The 16,504-nt window shown below is 67.3% G+C and carries 18 protein-coding genes; 8 read left to right on the top strand and 10 right to left on the bottom strand.

The genetic code is table 11. The features are described 5' to 3' along the window. Positions 1-138 precede the first annotated feature (138 nt). Entirely contained in the window at positions 139-501 is a 363-nt protein-coding gene (locus M2343_RS09150) for a hypothetical protein (protein WP_264576405.1), read from the top strand. Between the two features lie 35 nt (positions 502-536). Here the strand turns inward: M2343_RS09150 and M2343_RS09145 are convergent, their stop codons facing one another. Continuing rightward, positions 537-1,313: a Crp/Fnr family transcriptional regulator gene (locus M2343_RS09145; RefSeq protein ID WP_264569614.1), complete on the bottom strand. Its 777-nt coding sequence runs from the start codon at positions 1,311-1,313 to the stop codon at positions 537-539. Between the two features lie 153 nt (positions 1,314-1,466). Here M2343_RS09145 and M2343_RS09140 point away from each other — a divergent pair, with 153 nt between their 5' ends. The 3 genes from M2343_RS09140 to M2343_RS09130 all read left to right on the top strand — a co-directional run bounded on the left by M2343_RS09140 (position 1,467) and on the right by M2343_RS09130 (position 3,811). Continuing rightward, on the top strand, positions 1,467-1,841 hold the full coding sequence (locus M2343_RS09140; RefSeq protein WP_264569615.1) for a hypothetical protein: 375 nt from the start codon (positions 1,467-1,469) through the stop codon (positions 1,839-1,841). Between the two features lie 121 nt (positions 1,842-1,962). Then, positions 1,963-2,880 (top strand): TauD/TfdA dioxygenase family protein, encoded by a 918-nt coding sequence (locus M2343_RS09135; protein WP_181558891.1) that lies wholly within the window; start codon positions 1,963-1,965, stop codon positions 2,878-2,880. 379 nt (positions 2,881-3,259) lie between these two features. After that, the gene (locus M2343_RS09130; protein ID WP_181558892.1) at positions 3,260-3,811 is read left to right on the top strand and encodes a hypothetical protein; all 552 of its coding nucleotides are present in this window, start codon (positions 3,260-3,262) and stop codon (positions 3,809-3,811) included. Between the two features lie 219 nt (positions 3,812-4,030). On the opposite strand, the gene smc is transcribed toward M2343_RS09130, so the two are convergent. The 4 genes from smc to M2343_RS09110 all read right to left on the bottom strand — a co-directional run bounded on the left by smc (position 4,031) and on the right by M2343_RS09110 (position 9,748). Beyond that, complete coding sequence (smc, locus tag M2343_RS09125) at positions 4,031-7,471, bottom strand: chromosome segregation protein SMC (protein WP_264576404.1); 3,441 nt, start codon at positions 7,469-7,471, stop codon at positions 4,031-4,033. Between the two features lie 99 nt (positions 7,472-7,570). Beyond that, positions 7,571-8,308: a DsbA family protein gene (locus M2343_RS09120; protein ID WP_264569618.1), complete on the bottom strand. Its 738-nt coding sequence runs from the start codon at positions 8,306-8,308 to the stop codon at positions 7,571-7,573. 59 nt (positions 8,309-8,367) lie between these two features. Continuing rightward, positions 8,368-9,123 carry a DsbA family protein gene (locus M2343_RS09115; RefSeq protein ID WP_264576403.1) on the bottom strand — a complete coding sequence of 252 codons (756 nt, stop codon included), beginning with the start codon at positions 9,121-9,123 and terminating at the stop codon, positions 8,368-8,370. Positions 9,124-9,151: 28 nt separating this feature from the next. Beyond that, positions 9,152-9,748 (bottom strand): DUF721 domain-containing protein, encoded by a 597-nt coding sequence (locus M2343_RS09110; RefSeq protein ID WP_413716013.1) that lies wholly within the window; start codon positions 9,746-9,748, stop codon positions 9,152-9,154. Between the two features lie 26 nt (positions 9,749-9,774). On the opposite strand from M2343_RS09110, the gene mutY reads away from it, so the two are divergent. Together mutY and nudC are read left to right on the top strand one after the other, a co-directional pair. Beyond that, positions 9,775-10,896 (top strand): A/G-specific adenine glycosylase, encoded by a 1,122-nt coding sequence (mutY, locus tag M2343_RS09105; RefSeq protein WP_264603879.1) that lies wholly within the window; start codon positions 9,775-9,777, stop codon positions 10,894-10,896. Then, the gene (gene nudC / locus M2343_RS09100) at positions 10,883-11,809 is read left to right on the top strand and encodes an NAD(+) diphosphatase (protein ID WP_264576401.1); all 927 of its coding nucleotides are present in this window, start codon (positions 10,883-10,885) and stop codon (positions 11,807-11,809) included. The genes mutY and nudC overlap by 14 nt, the downstream gene beginning before the upstream one ends. On the opposite strand, the gene M2343_RS09095 is transcribed toward nudC, so the two are convergent. Together M2343_RS09095 and M2343_RS09090 are read right to left on the bottom strand one after the other, a co-directional pair. Further along, positions 11,806-11,979, bottom strand: a complete 174-nt coding sequence (locus tag M2343_RS09095; RefSeq protein ID WP_264603878.1) for a hypothetical protein — start codon at positions 11,977-11,979, stop codon at positions 11,806-11,808. The two genes, nudC and M2343_RS09095, sit on opposite strands and share 4 nt — an antisense overlap. 33 nt (positions 11,980-12,012) lie before the next feature. Further along, positions 12,013-12,525: a hemerythrin domain-containing protein gene (locus M2343_RS09090; RefSeq protein WP_264576399.1), complete on the bottom strand. Its 513-nt coding sequence runs from the start codon at positions 12,523-12,525 to the stop codon at positions 12,013-12,015. A 199-nt stretch (positions 12,526-12,724) separates the two neighbouring features. Between M2343_RS09090 and M2343_RS09085 the strand changes: the two genes are divergently transcribed. Together M2343_RS09085 and M2343_RS09080 are read left to right on the top strand one after the other, a co-directional pair. Further along, on the top strand, positions 12,725-14,068 hold the full coding sequence (locus M2343_RS09085) for a TldD/PmbA family protein (RefSeq protein ID WP_264569624.1): 1,344 nt from the start codon (positions 12,725-12,727) through the stop codon (positions 14,066-14,068). Continuing rightward, positions 14,055-14,879 (top strand): 3'(2'),5'-bisphosphate nucleotidase CysQ, encoded by an 825-nt coding sequence (locus tag M2343_RS09080; RefSeq protein ID WP_264576398.1) that lies wholly within the window; start codon positions 14,055-14,057, stop codon positions 14,877-14,879. The genes M2343_RS09085 and M2343_RS09080 overlap by 14 nt, the downstream gene beginning before the upstream one ends. A gap of 25 nt (positions 14,880-14,904) precedes the next feature. On the opposite strand, the gene M2343_RS09075 is transcribed toward M2343_RS09080, so the two are convergent. From M2343_RS09075 to M2343_RS09065, 3 genes are read right to left on the bottom strand one after another with little or no spacing between them, the layout of a single operon-like run. Beyond that, complete coding sequence (locus M2343_RS09075; RefSeq protein WP_264569626.1) at positions 14,905-15,075, bottom strand: hypothetical protein; 171 nt, start codon at positions 15,073-15,075, stop codon at positions 14,905-14,907. A 57-nt stretch (positions 15,076-15,132) separates the two neighbouring features. Further along, on the bottom strand, positions 15,133-16,098 hold the full coding sequence (locus M2343_RS09070) for a phytoene/squalene synthase family protein (RefSeq protein WP_264576397.1): 966 nt from the start codon (positions 16,096-16,098) through the stop codon (positions 15,133-15,135). After that, on the bottom strand, positions 16,099-16,497 hold the full coding sequence (locus tag M2343_RS09065; RefSeq protein ID WP_264576396.1) for an endonuclease domain-containing protein: 399 nt from the start codon (positions 16,495-16,497) through the stop codon (positions 16,099-16,101). Positions 16,498-16,504: the final 7 nt, after the last annotated feature.

Below are 16,504 nucleotides of genomic sequence, written 5' to 3'. Positions count from 1 at the left end.
ATAGGATCGCCCGAGGCCAGATGCGAGATGGCCCGACGGACATTCGCGCGATTGCGCGTGCATCGAGTCTTGATCTTAATCATTGTACCAGCAGGCCGTGGCGTGGAATGCCCGGCCCGACAGACGACGGAGAACGACATGACCCTGGCACGTTACGCACGACTGGCGACCCTTGGAGCCACCATGATGGTCTCGGCCACCGTCGCGCTGGCGCAGGACACGCCGCAGGAGCAGGAAGAGCGGCGTGTGCTCCATGCCGAGCAGGCAAAGCTGGCTGCGCAGCAGATGAGCGATTTCGAGGCGCAGAAGAAGGCCATTGCCGACGAGCAGGCCGCGCGTGAACAGACCTATCGCGACGCGCTGGCGGCGCGGGATGCAGAGATCGCCGCCGAACAGGCGCAGGCCGCTGAGGCGCGGGCGAAGTGGGAAGCGGATGTCGCGGCCTGTCTGGCTGGCGACAAGACCAAATGCGCGCCGCTTCCGCCGAAGACCAGAAAGTAGGAGACCATCTCCCGCGCGTCACCTCCGGGCAAACGCTAGGGGCTGACGTCGTGGACCAGATGCTCAAGCTCGGCGGGGTCTGGATAGACGCCCGCCAGCACGTGATCGAAATGGGTGCGCACCATATCGTTGCATGAACAGGCGCGCTGACGCAGCCGATCCGCATCCAGCACGACGAGCGAGCCGCGCCGGGTCTGGACGAGCCCGTCGGTCTTGAAGCTCTTGATCAGGCGGCTGGCATAGCTGCGCGCAATGCCGAGCAGGGAGCCGAACTCCTCCTGCGTCATCATCACCTGATTGTTGCCGGTGCGATCGACAGCGGCCGTCAGCCATTTGGCCGCCCGCATCTCCAGGCTGTGGACGGCGTTACACGCGACCGACTGAAAAATCTGGGCGAGCAGACAGTCCGCATAGCGGCTGAGCAGATCGCGAATAGCGGGAGAACTCGCTTTCAGCGTCTCCAGCGTCGCAGAATCGAACCGGGCGAAATAGCCGCCATGCATCACGCAGGAGCGGGAATAGGCCGCGAGCCGCCCGCTGCTGACAATGCCGCCAACCGCGCCCTCACGGCCGACCATAGCGATCTCGACCGACGAGCCATCGTCCATCAGGACGTGGAATGTCGCGACCGCATCGCCAAGCGGGAAATAAGCGGCCACCACGGTATCGCCGGGGTCGTACAGGGTCGCGCCCGTGGGCAGGCGCACGACACGCGCCACTTTGGCCATCAGGGCCAGATCGGCAGGGTTCAGCGCTGCCACCAGATTGTTATGATCGATGCCGGGCGAGACGATGTCGTGCATGCGATGCATAACGATCAGCCCCCGCCGCAGTTCCCGTCTATGTTCAAAAGTGAACAGACATCCATCAACTCACCGCGCATAGAGGCACCGCAGAGCCGCGTTCATGATAGTAAACGGGCCGCAAAGGGTCAGTAACAGGGGCAGGCCGGCGCCTCTCGTTGAATGTTCGAGGAACCGGGGATGCTGAATGTTCTTTTGCTTGAAGATGAAATGCTTATCGCGCTCGACCTTGAGTTGACGTTGCGCGAATTGGGGGCGGATGAGGTCTATCCCGTCGCCACAGTAAGCCAGGCGATTACAGCTCTGGAAAGCGGCAATATCACCGGCGCGATCGTCGATTATAATCTGGGCGGCGAAACCTCGGAGCCGGTGCTGATGGAACTGGAGGCCCGCAAAATCCCGTTTGTGGTGATGAGCGGCTATCCGGACAGCAGCTATCTGGGCGATGGCACCAGGGATTGGCCGATGCTTCCCAAGCCGGCGGGGCTGAGCGCCCTGCGCGAGGTTCTTGCCAGCATGAAAGCCTCGAAAAGCTAGGCGGGAGGCGCTATCGCCGTGACGCGAGGCTGGCGAAGCAGGGCGCATTCCAAGCGTGGCGAATACTTGACCATGCTAATGATTGTGCTACTATCGGCCTCCTCAGGAGCAGGATAGACTGATGACGATCACGGCCACACCCATCACCCCCCGTTTCGGCGCCGAGATTTCTGGCGTGGACATCAGCAAGCCGCTGGACGCGGATACGATCGCTGAGCTGATCGCTCAGCAGGATCGCTGGGGCGTGACCGTCTACCGGAACACCGGGCTGGACGATGAGGGGCAGATCGCCTTCGCGCGCAATTTCGGCCATCTGGAGAGCCTGCCGCCCCGCGAGGGCCGCCCGCGCATCTTCCTGTTCAACGCCGGCAATCTCAATGCGCAGGGCGAGATCAACTGGGATCCGGGCGCCACGACCTATCGCAAGGGCGACCAGATCTGGCACACGGACAGCAGCTTCATGGATCTGCGCACGTCCTATTCCATGCTCCGCGCCGTGGAAGTGCCGCCGTCGGGCGGGCCGACCTGGTTTGCCGATGCACGCTCGGCTTATGACGACCTGCCGCAGGACGTGAAGGACAAGATCGAAAATCTGGAATGCGAGCACAGCCTCTGGTGGTCGCGCAAGCAGGGCGGCGCCGAAATCAGCCGCGAGGATATCGAGGCGCGTCACCGCCCGGTCCACAAGCTGGTGCATGTCCACAAGGGCTCGGGTCGCAAGATGATCTACGCAGGCGCGCACTGCTATCGCGTGGTTGGCTGGGGCTGGGAAGAGAGCCGCGAACTCATCGATTATCTCAACAACTTCGCGACGCAGGACCAATATGCCATCAGCGTCGACTATGCCGTCGGCGACATGGTGATCTGGGACAATCTCGCCGTGTTCCATAAGGGCGGCCAGTTCGACTGGAACGAGCGTCGCGACATGCGCCGCGCCACCGTGCGGGAAGCGCCGGCACCGGAGGTCGAGGACGATCCGTTCGGCGAGCTGTTCCGGACTGCGCCCCCGATTTCGCCCAAGGGCGCCGCGGCGGCCTGATCCTCACTTTGCGGGCTTTCCCGCAGCCGCGGGCATTTGTCGCACGCACCGGTCTGCTTGCCTTGTGGCGCCAAGCGGCTACTATCGGGGGAACGAGGGCAAAGAAACATAGGCCGGTGGCTGGCGGGGGCCGCGACCGGACTCCAGCTTCTTCGTTTCATGTTGCGATGCAGCATGATTTTCTTGGCAATACTCCACAAGATAGTCCAAGAATTACAATGGCTTTCCGAATTTTTCGGCAAACTGAATGCCGCTCAGGAAAATTCCTGTTGCGTCGCACAAGATAATCTGATTCCATGTGAACGTTGCACAACGGAGGCTTAAGCTGCCGGTAACCAGGCAGGGCATAGTCTCCGAAACGTAGATGATGGAGGCAGCATTGGGTCAGCATTCCAAGCCGACTGACGGGGCCGTAACCCTCGCGGAACTGCGCGAGTTCGCCTCCTTCCCGGCTGCAACGCAGCGTTACATCCGCCGCTCTCTCGATGTCGCTTTCCATCGTGGCGCGCCCATGGAAACCTGGGGCCGCGACGTTGTCGAGGCAGCGAGTATCAAGGCGCAGAGCCGGCTCTATGGCCGGCTGGACGAGATCAAGGCGCGGGTGCCCGACGATAGCGGGCTGGATCAGGTCGAGCCGTTCATGGCGCCGCTGGTCACCGTCTCCGCCTTCGACCTTGGCCAGAACCGGCTGAACAGCTTCTCGGCCTATCGCTTCCTCTACGAGCGTCTCATCGGCGCAGGGTCGCGCCCCTGGCTGCCCGGCGCCTTCTGCGCCGCGGCCAGCCTGCCGCACCTCCACCCCGAACGTCGGCGGGCGCTGCTCCAGTCGATCAGCGAAGCCGCCGCCACGGCTGCGGGCTGGTCGAGCCGCGAGCCGAGCTTCTACCCGGAATGGGTGGAAAAGGTGGATGTGAGCAAGGAGCCGCACTGAGGGCTGGCGTGCCGCTGGTTCAGGCGACCTGACGGTGCATTCAAAAACCTCGTCACCCCGGACTTGATCCGGGGTCCCGCTACCTTCTGCACTTAAGAGCGCAAGCCCGTTCCGGTAGTCCCCATCCAACGCATCACAAGAAGCTTAACCCCGGATCAAGTCCGGCGTGACGAAGCGGGGTAGGGCGGCCCTACTCTTATGCGGCGCCATCGGCGTCGTTCACTCCGCCGCCAGCAAATCCTCAGCCGCCTGCAAGTCCACCGACACCAGCCGGCTCACACCCTGCTCGATCATCGTAACCCCGAACAGCCGGTGCATCCGGCTCATGGTAACAGCGTTGTGCGTGACGATCAGATAGCGGGTCGCGGTATCCTGCACCATCCGCTCCAACAGTCCGCAGAAGCGCTCGATATTGGCGTCATCCAGCGGCGCATCGACCTCATCGAGCACGCAAATCGGTGCCGGATTGGTTAGAAAGAGTCCGAAAATAAGCGCCACTGCGGTGAGTGCCTGTTCGCCGCCGGAAAGCAGGGTAAGCGTCGTCAGCCGCTTGCCTGGCGGCTGCGCGAGGATTTCAAGCCCGGCCTCCAGCGGATCATCGCTCTCGATCAGTTCCAGATGCGCGCTGCCGCCCTGGAAGAGCGTGCTGAACAGACGCTGGAAATGGCCATTCACAGCCTCGAAGGCCGCGAGCAGCCGTTGCCGCCCTTCGCGATTGAGATGGCCGATGGAGCCGCGCAGCTGGTTGATCGCGGTGGTCAGTTCCTCGCTTTCGGCGCGACTTCTGGTCTGCGTCTCCTCCAGCTCGGCCAGTTCCGAGGCGGCGACGAGATTGACTGGGCCGATCCGCTCGCGGTCCAGCACCAGCTTGTCATAGCGGGCCTGCTCTTCGGATGCGGTGACGACCTCCTCGCTCGCGAAGCCGAGTTTGCTCGGCAGCACGGGCGGCGGGCAGGAGAAGCGCTCGCCGCAGGCCTGGCCGATTTCGCGGCGGCGCGCGACGGCATGTTCGGCGCGCGCCTGCGCTCCGGCCCGCGCCTCACGGGCGGTGGAGAGGGCTTCATTGGCATTGGCGAGGGATTTCTCGGCGGCGGCCAATGTGGCCTCGGCGGCGGCTTCTTCGCTGCGGCTGCGGTCGACGGCGGCCTGATGGTCGCGAGCGGCCTGCGTCAGGGCATCGAGTTCCGTCGCCAGCGCTGCAGGCCGATCGCGCAGTCCGTCCAGTTCGGTCGCCTGCGCTTCGGCGCGGGTCTTCATCTCGGCGACGCGGCGCACGGCATCGCCAGCGCGCGCTTTCCAGCCCGCCACGTCGCTGCGGATCGCCTTCACGCGCTCCTCATCGGCGGCCAGTGCCCGCTCGGCCATGGCCCGCTCGGCCTGCACCTGGCCGATTGCGGCCCGGCACCGTTCCGCGCCGGACTTGAGCAGATCGACACGCGCGGCGGTGTCGTCGCCAGCAGGGAGCGCATCATGGGCGGCCTGCGCGCTCTCCAGCTCGCGCTCGGCGGTGGTGAGATCGGCAGAGGCTTCCTGGTGGCGCCGGTCGAGGTCCGCCCGTTGTCCGGCAAGGCGCTCCAATGCGGTCGCGACTTCGCCGAGCGTGCGCTCCGCCCCGCGCAGGGCCGTGTCGGCAGCGCTCATTGCCTCGCGGCCCGTGCGCTCGTCGGTGCCGGACTCGCGCAGCGATGCTTCGGCTGCGGCCAAGGCCTGCTCGGCGGCGCTCACGGTGGCGGCGATGGCGGGCCGCTCCTCCTCGATGGCGGCGAGGCGGTTAATGCGGATCAGCCGCTCGGCTGCCGCGCCGCCGCCCTCCTGCGCCACGAACCCATCCCAGCGCCGCAATTGCCCGTCGCGCGTGACAAGGCGCTGGCCGACCGCAAGCGGCTGGCCGTCATCCTGCTCGACCACGGCGATCTGGGCGAGACGGCGGGCAAGCGCCTCGGGCGCGCGCACATGGGAGGCGAGGGCATCGCATCCATCCGGCAAAGCGGGATCGCGCGCATCGATAGCGGCGCCGCTCCAGCGGGCCAGCCCTTGCGCCCCGAGCGCGGCCTGCAGATCATCGCCCAGCGCGGCGGCGAGCGCGTGCTCATAGCCGGGGTCGACGCGCAGGGCATCGATGGCGCGATCACCGCTGCCCTGCGTCTCCAGCCCGCGGGCCAGTGCCTTGGCTTCGCTGTCCAGCGCGGCGACGGTGGCGCGGGCGGCGGCAAGCGCGCGCTGTTGCTCGGCGACGGCCTGGGTATGCGTCTCGCGCGCCTGCGCAGCGGCGGCGATGCGCGCCTCGGCATCGGTGCGCCCGGTGAGGGCATCGGCCTTGGCTTGCTCGGCCGCGCGCTGGCGGGTGGCGAGCGGCGCGGCATCGGGCAGGGCGGTGAGGGCCGAGGCGATCCGCTCGGCCTCGCTGCGGGCGCGGGCGAGCTTCTGCCGCGCGGCATTCAGCCCAGCCTCGGCAACCCGGCGCTCGGCCTGCTCACCGGCCAGTCGCGCCATGGCCTGCGCCAGCGCCACCTCGGCATCGCGGCTGGCCGTCTCGGCCTCCGCGAGGCGCGTGACGAAGGCCGGCAGTGTCGTCTTGGCCGCCTTGATCCGCTCGGCAAGCGTCGCATCCTCGGCCTGCAGCGCCTCGATGGCATTGGCGGCATCGGCGGCAAGCGCGCCCTCGCGCTGCTGATCTTCGCTCACGCGGGCGAGCTGGCTTTCCAGCTCGGCGATCCGGCGCAGCAGGGTATCGCGTTCGCCTGTCAGCCGCTCCAGCGCGAAACGGGCCTCGGTCGCGGCCTCCCGGGCCTCGTTGGCGGCCGTGCGCGCGCGTGCCAGTGTCTCGATGGCGGCCTGCTGATGAGCGGCGGCGCCCAGCTGCGCCTCCTGCGCCACCCGCACCAGAGCCTCGGCCTTCTCGGCATCCTGCGCGGCGCGGTCGGCTTCGGTCGCGGCCTCGCGGTGACGGGCGAAGAACACGCGTCCCTCGGCCAGCACGATCTTTTCGCTCAATTCCGTGTAGCGCTCGGCGGCTCGCGCTTGTCGACGGAGCGCATTGGCGCGCACGTCCATCTCGGCGAGAATTTCATCCAGCCGGGCGAGATTGGCCGCGCTCGCGCGCAATTTCTGCTCGGCATCCTTGCGGCGCACATGCAGGCCGGCGATGCCCGCCGCTTCTTCCAGCATCGCGCGGCGCTCGGCGGGCTTGGCGGCGATGACCGCGGCGATCTTGCCCTGGCTGACCAGCGCCGGACTGTGCGGCCCGGTGGCGGCATCGGCGAAGAGCAATGCGACATCCTTGGCGCGCACGTCCCGCCCGTTGGCGCGATAGGCGCTGCCCGCGCCGCGCTCGATGCGCCGCATGACTTCCAGCTCGCCATCGCTGCCCATGTCGATCGCCGGCAGCACGGTGCCCGGCGGCACGCTGGCGAACAGGCCGACTTCCGCAAAGTCGCGGGCCGGGCGAGTGGCGGTGCCGGCGAAGATCACATCGTCCATACCGCCGCCGCGCATGGACTTGGGGCTGGATTCGCCCATCACCCAGCGGATCGCCTCCAGCAGATTGGATTTGCCACAGCCATTCGGCCCGACAATGCCGGTCAGCCCCGGCTCGATCCGCAACTCGGTCGGCTCGACGAAGCTCTTGAAGCCGGTCAGCTTGAGGCGGCGAATCTGCATGGCTTAGCAGGCAGGGCGGCCCAGCCGGACTGACCCAGCCTGCGAGGCGGTGCCCCGTCCGACGCCCCCTCCGATGCTATGGCCCCCCAGCCTCGCCAATCAGGCGCCTGCGTTCTTCAGCTGCTCGACGAGCTGCGGCCAGGTCGACACATTGTCGAGCTTGCTGCCGTTCATGATGAAGCTGGGCGTGCCGGTGATGGAATATTGCGCCGTGTCGCGCTCCACATTCGCGGCGAGCGTTTCGGCGGTCTTCGGGTCGGCCAGGCACTGGCGGGCCTTGGCCTCTGGCACACCGCGCTCCATGGCGAACTCGATCAGCCCGGCAGCCTCGGCCATGCGCTGGAAGCGCTGATCCGGCGCGGCCGACATCGCGTTCTTATACGCATCCTCGCCGGCGGACTGGAGCTTCTCGATGATCGCCTGCTGATTGGTGAAGAACTGGTGGGTCAGCGGGAAGAAGGCTTCCGGCCCGGTGCAGCGGGCCAGCATCGCCATGCTGATGTCCAGCGGGTTCATCACGAAGTTGCGGAACTCGAAGCTCACCTTGCCCGTGTTCACATAATCGCGCTCGAGCACATCCTTGGATTCCTCGGAGAAGTGCGCGCAGTGCGGGCAGGTGTTGGATGCGAACTCGATGATCTTGATCGGCGCATCCGGGTTGCCCATGCGGATGCCGCCCTCGGGCGTCGCGACGACCTGCTGCGCCCATGTTGTTCCCGCCGGGGCGGCCTTACCCTCCACCTTGCCGATGGGCGCGCTCGAGTTGCTGTCCTGAGAGCCGCAGGCGGCGAGAGCCAGCAGAGCGAGGGCGAGCGGGGCGGTAGCAAGGCGTTTCATGGGACGGATGGGCCTCATCGATCGGGGGGACGGAAAGTGGCTGTGCGGGCCGGTCTAGCTCACTTGCCGGACGCGGGCAATGGCGGCAGCAGGGGGCGCAGCGCGTCCCACGTATGCACATTCTCCAGCGGTTTGCCGTTGAGCAGGAAGAAGGGCGTGCCGGTGAATTCCTTGATCGTGCCGGCGCTGGAGGTCAGCCCGAGCACCGTCTTGAGCATCGCCTCGTCGGCCAGGCATTTGCCCTGCGCCGCTGACGTCAGGCCGCGCCTGGCGAGGAGCGGGCCAAGGCCGGTGCCCTCGGCAATGGCGGTCAGCTGCGCGGCGCGATTGGCGGCCGGCGGCTTGCCTTCCTGCGCCTGGGCAAAGCTCTGCGCGCGGGTCATCCAGGCCTGATAATCGGCGAACATCGCTTCATGATTGCCAACGAACCGCGTCGCGCCGCCGCAGCGCGCGAGCAGCGCCGCCGTCAGGTCGAAGGGATCGCGCACGAAATTGCGCAGCTCCAGCGAGACGAGGCCGCGCCGGATCCACTGGGCCTTGAGCGCGGGCGTTCCGGTCGCCTGAAAATCCGCGCAATGCGAGCAGGTGTAGCTCAGATATTCGACCAGCTTGGTGGGCGCAGCCGGATTGCCGACCACGAAGGCGCCGTTCGCACCCAGCGTCACCGTCTGGCTCCAGTCGCGCGCCGCGCTGCGCTGCGCACTGGCCGGGGCCGGCAGCAGCAGGGCGAGGGCAAGCGTCAGCGCCGCAAGGCACAGGGCACCCAGTGCGGCAATCTGTCGGGAGACGGACGAAGCTGGCGAGATGACGGTCATGGGCATGGTCCCGTGATGGAGATTTGGCTTAGCTGATCTTGGGTGGGCGCACAGGGCTGGAGAAGCTGCGCGCCATCGATTCGAGCACGGTGCGCAATTCCGGGTCGCTCACTTCGCGCAGACCCTCGCCCAGCTCCTGGGGGATCGGGCGCAGCATCGTGGGCGGCGGGCGATGCACCGGCTCACGCGGGATGACCTGGCCCTGCTTGATGGCGACGCGGGAGACGGCCTCATAGCCGAAGAAGCGGTTCACCCGCTCGATGATCTCCGGCACGATATGCTGGACCATCGGCGCATGGCCGCTGGCGACCGTCAGCTGCAGCGTCCCCCCCGAGCGCTTGCCGGTGGGGAAGCGGATCGAGTCGGGGCTGGTCAGTTCCGCATAGCGCTTTCCGACAATCTCGGCCCAGCGCGTGACGATGCTCGACTGGATGAAGCCGAACTTGCGGAAGGCGGCTCGGCCAATGTCCGGCATGAGATCGGAAATCGCGCGGGGCGCGTTGATTCGCGGGCGTTCGTGCGGCGGCATCTCGGCCTTGCCGGCCCCATTGGCCTTGCGCGCGGCCGGGCGTTTGGCCCGGCTGGCCTTTGTGGGCGCCTGCGCATCTGGGGTGGCTTCTGTCATGGCTGCGTCCATGCCATAGGCACGCCATGGCCGTCGATGGATTAATCGCAACGCGGGGGATGGAAGAAGCGGTCGCGCCGGCGTTGCTGGCGCATTATCGCCGCCATGCCCGCTCGCTGCCCTGGCGCAGCCCGCCCGGTGCGCCCCCGCCGGCCCCCTACCGCGTCTGGCTCTCGGAAATCATGCTCCAGCAAACGACGGTGGCGGCTGTCGCGCCTTATTATGAGCGCTTTCTGGCGCGTTGGCCCACGGTCGAGGCGCTGGCGGCTGCCGAGGATGGCGATCTGATGGCCGCCTGGGCAGGTCTCGGCTATTATGCCCGCGCCCGCAATCTGCTGGCCTGCGCGAGATATGTCGCAGGGGCGCTGGGCGGGCGTTTCCCCTCGGACGAAGCGGGATTGCGTGCGCTGCCGGGAGTCGGCGCCTATACGGCGGCGGCCGTCGCTGCCATTGCCTTCGAGCAGCGCGCCGTCGTGGTGGATGGCAATGTCGAGCGCGTGGTGAGCCGGCTGTTCGCGGTGGAGACGGCTCTGCCGGCCGCAAAGCCGATCCTGCGCGCGCTGGCCGACCGCATCACGCCACAGGATCATGCCGGCGATTTCGCGCAGGCCATGATGGATCTGGGCGCGACGGTCTGCACCCCGCGCAATCCCGCCTGCCTCGCCTGTCCGCTCTCGGAGCTTTGTGCCGCGCGGGCGACGGGCGATCCGGCCCGCTATCCGCTCAAGGCGGCGAAGAAGGCGCGCCCGACGCGCAGCGGCACCGCTTGGTGGGTGGAGGCCGGCGATGCGGTGTGGCTGGTCCGGCGGCCGGACAAGGGCCTGCTCGGCGGAATGCTGGCGCTGCCGACCAGCGACTGGAGCGAAGCGCCAGAGGCTCTGCCGCATGCGCCTCTGGCGGGCGGGTGGCGCGTGCTCAACCAGCCGGTGCGCCATGTGTTCACCCATTTCGCGCTCGACCTGCGCGTGGCCATGCTGCGGATCGAGCATGAGGCCGACCCCGCCGCGCTTGCCAGCGCCTTGGGGCCGGGCCAATTGTGGCCCCTCGACACGCTGGCCGATGCGGGGCTGCCCACCGTCTTTGCCCGGGCGGCGCAAGCGGCACTGGACGCCAGAGAGCAGGAGAATGCGCATCATGACCCGGCCTGATCTGCCCGCGCGGCAGGCAATCACCTTCACCGGCGGCACGCTCGACCGCGCCGATCAACTGCGCGTGCACCCCGACCGGCTGGCCGGCGCCTGGGCCGATCCGCGCGCGCGCATCGTGCAACTCGATGGGCTGGACCCAATGATCGAGCCGGACGGCACGCTCGCCAGCGAGCCGGTGCCGCCCGGCGCTGTGCTGGCCGACCACGCCCTGCTCGGGCTGCGCGAGGACGGCACGCCGGTCTTTGTGTCGCTGCTCGTCGAGCACAGCGTCGAGCCCCCGAGCTTTCCCGCGAAAGTGTGGGACATCATCCCGCAGCTCACCATGGCCGAAGCCGCGCATTATGCGGCGGCGCGCAGCCTGGTGGACTGGCACGACCGCCACCGTTTCTGCGCACGCTGCGGCGGCGATACCCATCCGATCAAGGCCGGATGGGCGCGCCAGTGCAGCCGGTGCAGCGCGGAGCATTTCCCGCGCACCGATCCGGTGGTCATCATGCTGGCGGAATATCGCGGCAAGGTGCTCATCGGGCGCAATCCGCGCTTTCCTGCCGGCCGCTTTTCCGCACTGGCCGGCTTTGTCGAGCCGGGCGAAACCATCGAGGAAGCGGTGCGGCGGGAGCTGTGGGAAGAATGCGGCGTGCGCACCGGGCAGGTCGACTATCTGTTCAGTCAGCCCTGGCCGTTCCCCTCCCAGCTCATGGTCGCCTGCATCGCGCAGGCCAATGATGACGCGTTGACGCTGGATGAGGAGGAAATCGCCGAGGCCATCTGGGTGAGCGTCGATGAGGTCCGCGCCGCTCTGGCCGGGGAGGAGGGCGCTAGGTTCCTGCCGCCGTCCCCCATCGCGGTCGCCCATCACATGCTGCGCTACTGGTTGGAGAGCAGGCAGACGGAACAGCCGCCCGCTGCCTAATCGCGGTGCCGAAGCATCCAGTCACCCGATTGCTCGCTCTGCGCCTGACGCAAGGCCGCGTCTCGGCCCAATCCGCCAAAGCGCGGCAAAATGATGCCGAGGCGGGTGCGCTCGGCATCATTGCGGTGCGGCGCCGGCGCGGCGGCGTCCTTATCGGAAGGTTCGAACAATGAAAACGCCGCCGACATGCCGTCTTGTCCGGGTCAGACGGCCGAAACGCTGAGCGTGCGCGGCTCTGCCGGGGGCAGGCCTTCGCTCTTCGTCTGCGCCAGCAGCTCTTTCTTGCGGGCGAGCATCCGGTCGCGCAGCTCGACGAGGTCGACGTCGGTCTTGCGGCACTGGGCGAACATGCCCTTGGAGGGCTGTTCCTCCTCTTTGACGTGATGCTCGATCTCTTCCGAGAGCACCTTCACCTTGGCGTCGTAGAAATCTTCCTGCGGAGAGCCGGCCTCGATTTCGTTGATCAGCACCTTGGCGCCGTCATGCTCGACATAGGCCTCATCCATGAGATCATCTTCGATCTTGCCGCGAAAGGCCGGATAGAAGATCTCTTCTTCCAGCATGGTGTGGATCTTGAGCTCAGTGCAGATTTCCCGGGCCAGCGATTCCTTGCGGCCGGCCGCATTCGCCTTCTCGAACTTCTCGAACAGATCCTCGACCGTGCGATGATCCGCTTTGAGCAGGGCAATCGCGTCGGTGAATGTTTCAGTCGCCATGAGATGCTCCTGTGGGTTGATGTTATCAACAAAAGGATCGGCGAGGCCTGGTGGTTCCCTATAAAAAATGTTGCTGTCCTCCGTTCGTCGCAAAGCCGAGCGACTGGTCGGAAGGCACCTGACGCAGCCGCATTGCGTCGCCTCGCCGCGGGAGCTAAAGCGCGGCCTTTCATCAGACATCATTCGGACCGCGTCTTTCATGCTCAGCCTTAACGAAGCTCTCGATCGCGCCCGGTCGCTGGTCACCGCGGCCCGCAAGGCGGGCGCGGATGCGGCCGACGCCGTCTATGGCTGCGATGCCTCGTCCGGCGTAACGGTGCGGCTGGGCGCACTGGAGGATGTCGAGCAATCCGAGTCCGAGCATTTCGGCCTGCGCGTGTTCGTCGGGCAGCGCTCGGCTAGCGTGTCCTCGTCGGACCTGACGCCCCGCACGCTCGAAACGCTGGTCGAGCGCGCCGTGGCCATGGCCCGCGAGGCGCCGGAAGATGCCTATGCGGGTCTCGCGCCCGAGCAGATGCTGATGCGGCGCCGGCTGCCCTCGCTCGATATCGAAGATGATGAGGAGCCGACGCCGGCCCAACTGCGCGAGAGGGCGCTGGCGGCGGAGGATTCGGCGCGCAGCGTGCTTGGCGTCACCAACAGCGAAGGCGCCGGCGCGGGCTTCTCCCGCGCGCAGGCGGCGCTGGCCACCAGCCACGGTTTTTCGGGCGCTTATGCCGGGACCAGCCATTCGCTCTACGCTAGCGTGCTGGCGGGTGAGGGCGCCGCGATGCAGCGGGACTTTGCCAGCCACAGTGCGCGGCATCTCGATGATCTGGAAGGGCCGGACAGCATCGGCCAGCGCGCCGGCGCGCGCGCGGTCTCGCGGCTCAATGCGCGCCGGGTGCCAAGCGGCACGATGCCGGTGATCTTCGATCCGCGCGTAGGCAACAGCCTGATCGGGCATCTGCTCGGTGCCATCGCCGGGCCATCGGTCACCCGCAAGGCGACGTTCCTGCTCGACAGCCTTGGCCAGCGCATTCTGCCCGAGGGGCTCAGCGTCATTGATGATCCGCTGCGCGAGCGGGGCCTGCGCTCGCGTCCGTTCGACGGCGAAGGGCTGCCAACTGGGCGGCGGCGCCTCATTGATGACGGCGTGCTGACCGGCTGGATGCTCGATAGCGCCTCGGCCCGCCAGCTCGGGCTCGATCCCACCGGCCATGCCACGCGGGGCGGCGGCTCGCCGGGCGTGGGTGCGAGCAATGTGCATCTGGAAGGCGGCACGGCCAGCGTGCGCGATCTGTTCGCAGACGTGAAGCGCGGCGTGTTCATCACCGAACTGATTGGCCAAGGCGTCAACGGCGTCACCGGCGATTATAGCCGGGGCGCCTCCGGCTTCCTGATCGAGAACGGCACGGTGAGCCACGCCGTGTCTGAAATCACCATCGCGGGCAATCTCAAGGAGATGTTCGGGCGGATCATCGCTGCGAACGATCTCACCTTCCGCCGCGCCATCAACGTGCCCACCCTGCGCATCGACGGGATGACCGTTGCCGGGGAGTGAGCCCCCCTCTCTGGATCTTCTGGCCGATATTCTGGCCATAGCCGACGCTGCCGGCCTGCTGGCCATGCGTTTCTGGGAAGCCGGCGCACCCATGCACGGCCATTGGGAGAAGCGGCCCGGCGAGCCGGTGAGCGAGGCCGATCTCGCCGCCGATGCGCTGCTGCGCACACAGCTTGGCGCGCTTCTGCCCGACGCCGCCTGGCTCTCCGAGGAAAGCGCGGAGACGCCCGGACGCGCTGAGGCTCGGCGGGCGTGGATCATCGACCCCATCGACGGCACGCGCGATTTCGTGCGGGGCCGGGCGGGCTGGGCGGTCTCGGTCGCATTGGTGGAGGATGGCGTCCCGACCATCGCGGTGCTCACCGCGCCGGCGCGTAACGAGCGCTGGTGGGCGGTGCGCGGCGCTGGTGCGTGGCGGGAGCGCATGGGGGCACAGCCGGAGCGGCTCGCCGTGGGTGATCACGCCACGCTCTCGGGCGCGCGCGTGCCGCTCGATCATCTGGGCGGCATCGATATCGATTACCGCATGGTCGCCAAGCCCAACAGCATCGCGCTGCGCATGGCGATGGTGGCGGCCAATGAAGCGGACCTGGTGGCGGGCCTGCGACGCGGCGCGGAATGGGATCTGGCGGCCGCGACCCTCATCGCGCAGGAAGCCGGCGCCCGCGTTACGGATGCGCTGGGCGAACCCATCATCTTCAACAAGCCCGACCCCTATGTGACGGGGATGCTCTGCGCCGTTCCCGCCCTGCACGATGCCGGCCTGGGCCGGCTGCGCGCGCGGGCGCTCAGGCTGCTCAAGCAGGGATGATCGGCTTGTCTGGGCGCGGCTGCGCTCAGGCCTTGAGCCGGACGACCTGCCGCAGCCGCGATTCGCGCGCGAGGCTGAGATAAGCCTCGACCAGACGATCGTGCATCAGGCGCTGTGCGGGTTCCGCGGCGACTTGCGCCAGACGGCGATGTTCGTTGGCGCGGTTGCGGTAATAAGCGTGACGTGACGGAATCATGCATGTCCTCCCGCCTGCCTCTTCAGCAGATCGCACCCATGCAGAAATTGATCGGGATCAAGCCTCCGAAATGCGCGCGCTCTGGCGTGGCCGGTTCCAGAGCGATGGATCACGCGGCGCGGGCGGGTAGAGGCTGGTGCGCCGACCGGCCTGCGTACCGGCGCGGAGCAGCCAGCCCAGCTTCTCCGCCTTGCTGGTGAACAGACGTCGACGCAGCGCCTCCTGCGGGTCGGCGGCGACCTTCCGGGCAATGCCGCCATAAATGCCCGCGGCTGCCAGCACCGCCCATGCCGAGCGGAACGGCAGCTTTGGGGTGCCATGCCGGGCGCTGTCCTCATAGCGCGCCGCCATCGCCGCCACGCGCCCCGTGACCGCCGCGAGGGCCGGCCGCCGCTCCGCCGGCATCGGGTCGGCTGGGTCGATGCCAGCCTCGATGAGCCAGTCCGCGGGCAGATAGCAGCGCCCGCCTGCCGCATCCTCGGCCACATCGCGGGAGATATTGGCGAGCTGGAAGGCCAGCCCCAGATCGCAGGCGCGGTCCAGCGTGGCCTCGTCATCGGGCGCGACGCCCATTACAATGGCCATCATGCAGCCAACCGCGCCCGCGACATGGTAGCAATAGCGCAGCAGATCATTCTCGGTCTGCGGCCGCCAGCCCTGCGCATCGAGCGCGAAACCCTCGATAAGATCGTCCATATAGCGGCGCGGAATGGCACATTCGGCCGCGACCAGCGCGCCGCCGGCAAAGGCAGGATCGTCCAGCCCGGCCTGCCCCGCCAAAGCGCGCTCGGTCCGCGCGCGGATGTCGGCCAGCCGGGCCATGGGGTCGCCGGTCGCCTGCATCGTCCCGCCATGATCCTGCCCGTCGGCTATGTCGTCGCATGCCCGGCACCAGCCATAGAGCAACCACGCCCGCTCGCGCGTCTCCCGGTCGAACAGCCGCGAGGCCGTGCGAAAACTCTTCGACCCGCGCGCAATGCTCTCCTGCGCGAGCCCGACAAGGGCAGGGCGTTGCTCCAGCATCTAGCCCCTCCCCTTCAGGGGAGGGGCTGGGGTGGGGGACGGCGCTGCCCAACGGGCTGGTGCTGAATTCAAACGCGTCAGTATTGCCTCCAGAACCTCGGTCAGATTGGTGCGCACATCTTCGTTAGTGAACCGCAGAACGTAATGACCTTCCGCGGTTAACGCAGCATCCCTGCGCGCATCTTCTTTCGGATCATGCGTATCGCCATCCACCTCGACGATCAGCTTTTTGGCGGGGCAGAAGAAATCCACAATGAACGGCCCCAGCACATGCTGCCGACGAAATTTGTGCCCGCCAAGCTGGGACCGACTCAGATGTCGCCAGAGAATGATCTCGCATGGCGTCGCCTCGTGCCGCATCGCTTTTGCGTGGATCAGAAGGCGTGCATCTTGCGTCACGGGCGCT

It is taken from the genome of Sphingobium sp. B8D3B (genome assembly GCF_025961875.1).
GTDB lineage: Bacteria > Pseudomonadota > Alphaproteobacteria > Sphingomonadales > Sphingomonadaceae > Sphingobium.
The sequence above is the reverse complement of the archived record's forward strand: the minus strand, read 5'-3'. Positions and strand labels throughout refer to the sequence as shown.

Bases quoted from the DNA above. Each gene is read 5' to 3' on its own strand.
- M2343_RS09150 (WP_264576405.1), top strand. From the start codon at position 139: ATGACCCTGGCACGTTACGCACGACTGGCGACCCTTGGAGCCACCATG.
- M2343_RS09140 (WP_264569615.1), top strand. From the start codon at position 1,467: ATGTTCGAGGAACCGGGGATGCTGAATGTTCTTTTGCTTGAAGATGAA.
- M2343_RS09135 (WP_181558891.1), top strand. From the start codon at position 1,963: ATGACGATCACGGCCACACCCATCACCCCCCGTTTCGGCGCCGAGATT.
- mutY (WP_264603879.1), top strand. From the start codon at position 9,775: ATGGCCGTCGATGGATTAATCGCAACGCGGGGGATGGAAGAAGCGGTC.
- smc (WP_264576404.1), bottom strand. From the start codon at position 7,471: ATGCAGATTCGCCGCCTCAAGCTGACCGGCTTCAAGAGCTTCGTCGAG.
- nudC (WP_264576401.1), top strand. From the start codon at position 10,883: ATGACCCGGCCTGATCTGCCCGCGCGGCAGGCAATCACCTTCACCGGC.
- M2343_RS09085 (WP_264569624.1), top strand. From the start codon at position 12,725: ATGCTCAGCCTTAACGAAGCTCTCGATCGCGCCCGGTCGCTGGTCACC.
- M2343_RS09090 (WP_264576399.1), bottom strand. From the start codon at position 12,525: ATGGCGACTGAAACATTCACCGACGCGATTGCCCTGCTCAAAGCGGAT.
- M2343_RS09110 (WP_413716013.1), bottom strand. From the start codon at position 9,748: ATGACAGAAGCCACCCCAGATGCGCAGGCGCCCACAAAGGCCAGCCGG.
- M2343_RS09115 (WP_264576403.1), bottom strand. From the start codon at position 9,123: ATGACCGTCATCTCGCCAGCTTCGTCCGTCTCCCGACAGATTGCCGCA.
- M2343_RS09070 (WP_264576397.1), bottom strand. From the start codon at position 16,098: ATGCTGGAGCAACGCCCTGCCCTTGTCGGGCTCGCGCAGGAGAGCATT.
- M2343_RS09120 (WP_264569618.1), bottom strand. From the start codon at position 8,308: ATGAAACGCCTTGCTACCGCCCCGCTCGCCCTCGCTCTGCTGGCTCTC.
- M2343_RS09075 (WP_264569626.1), bottom strand. From the start codon at position 15,075: ATGATTCCGTCACGTCACGCTTATTACCGCAACCGCGCCAACGAACAT.
- M2343_RS09145 (WP_264569614.1), bottom strand. From the start codon at position 1,313: ATGCATCGCATGCACGACATCGTCTCGCCCGGCATCGATCATAACAAT.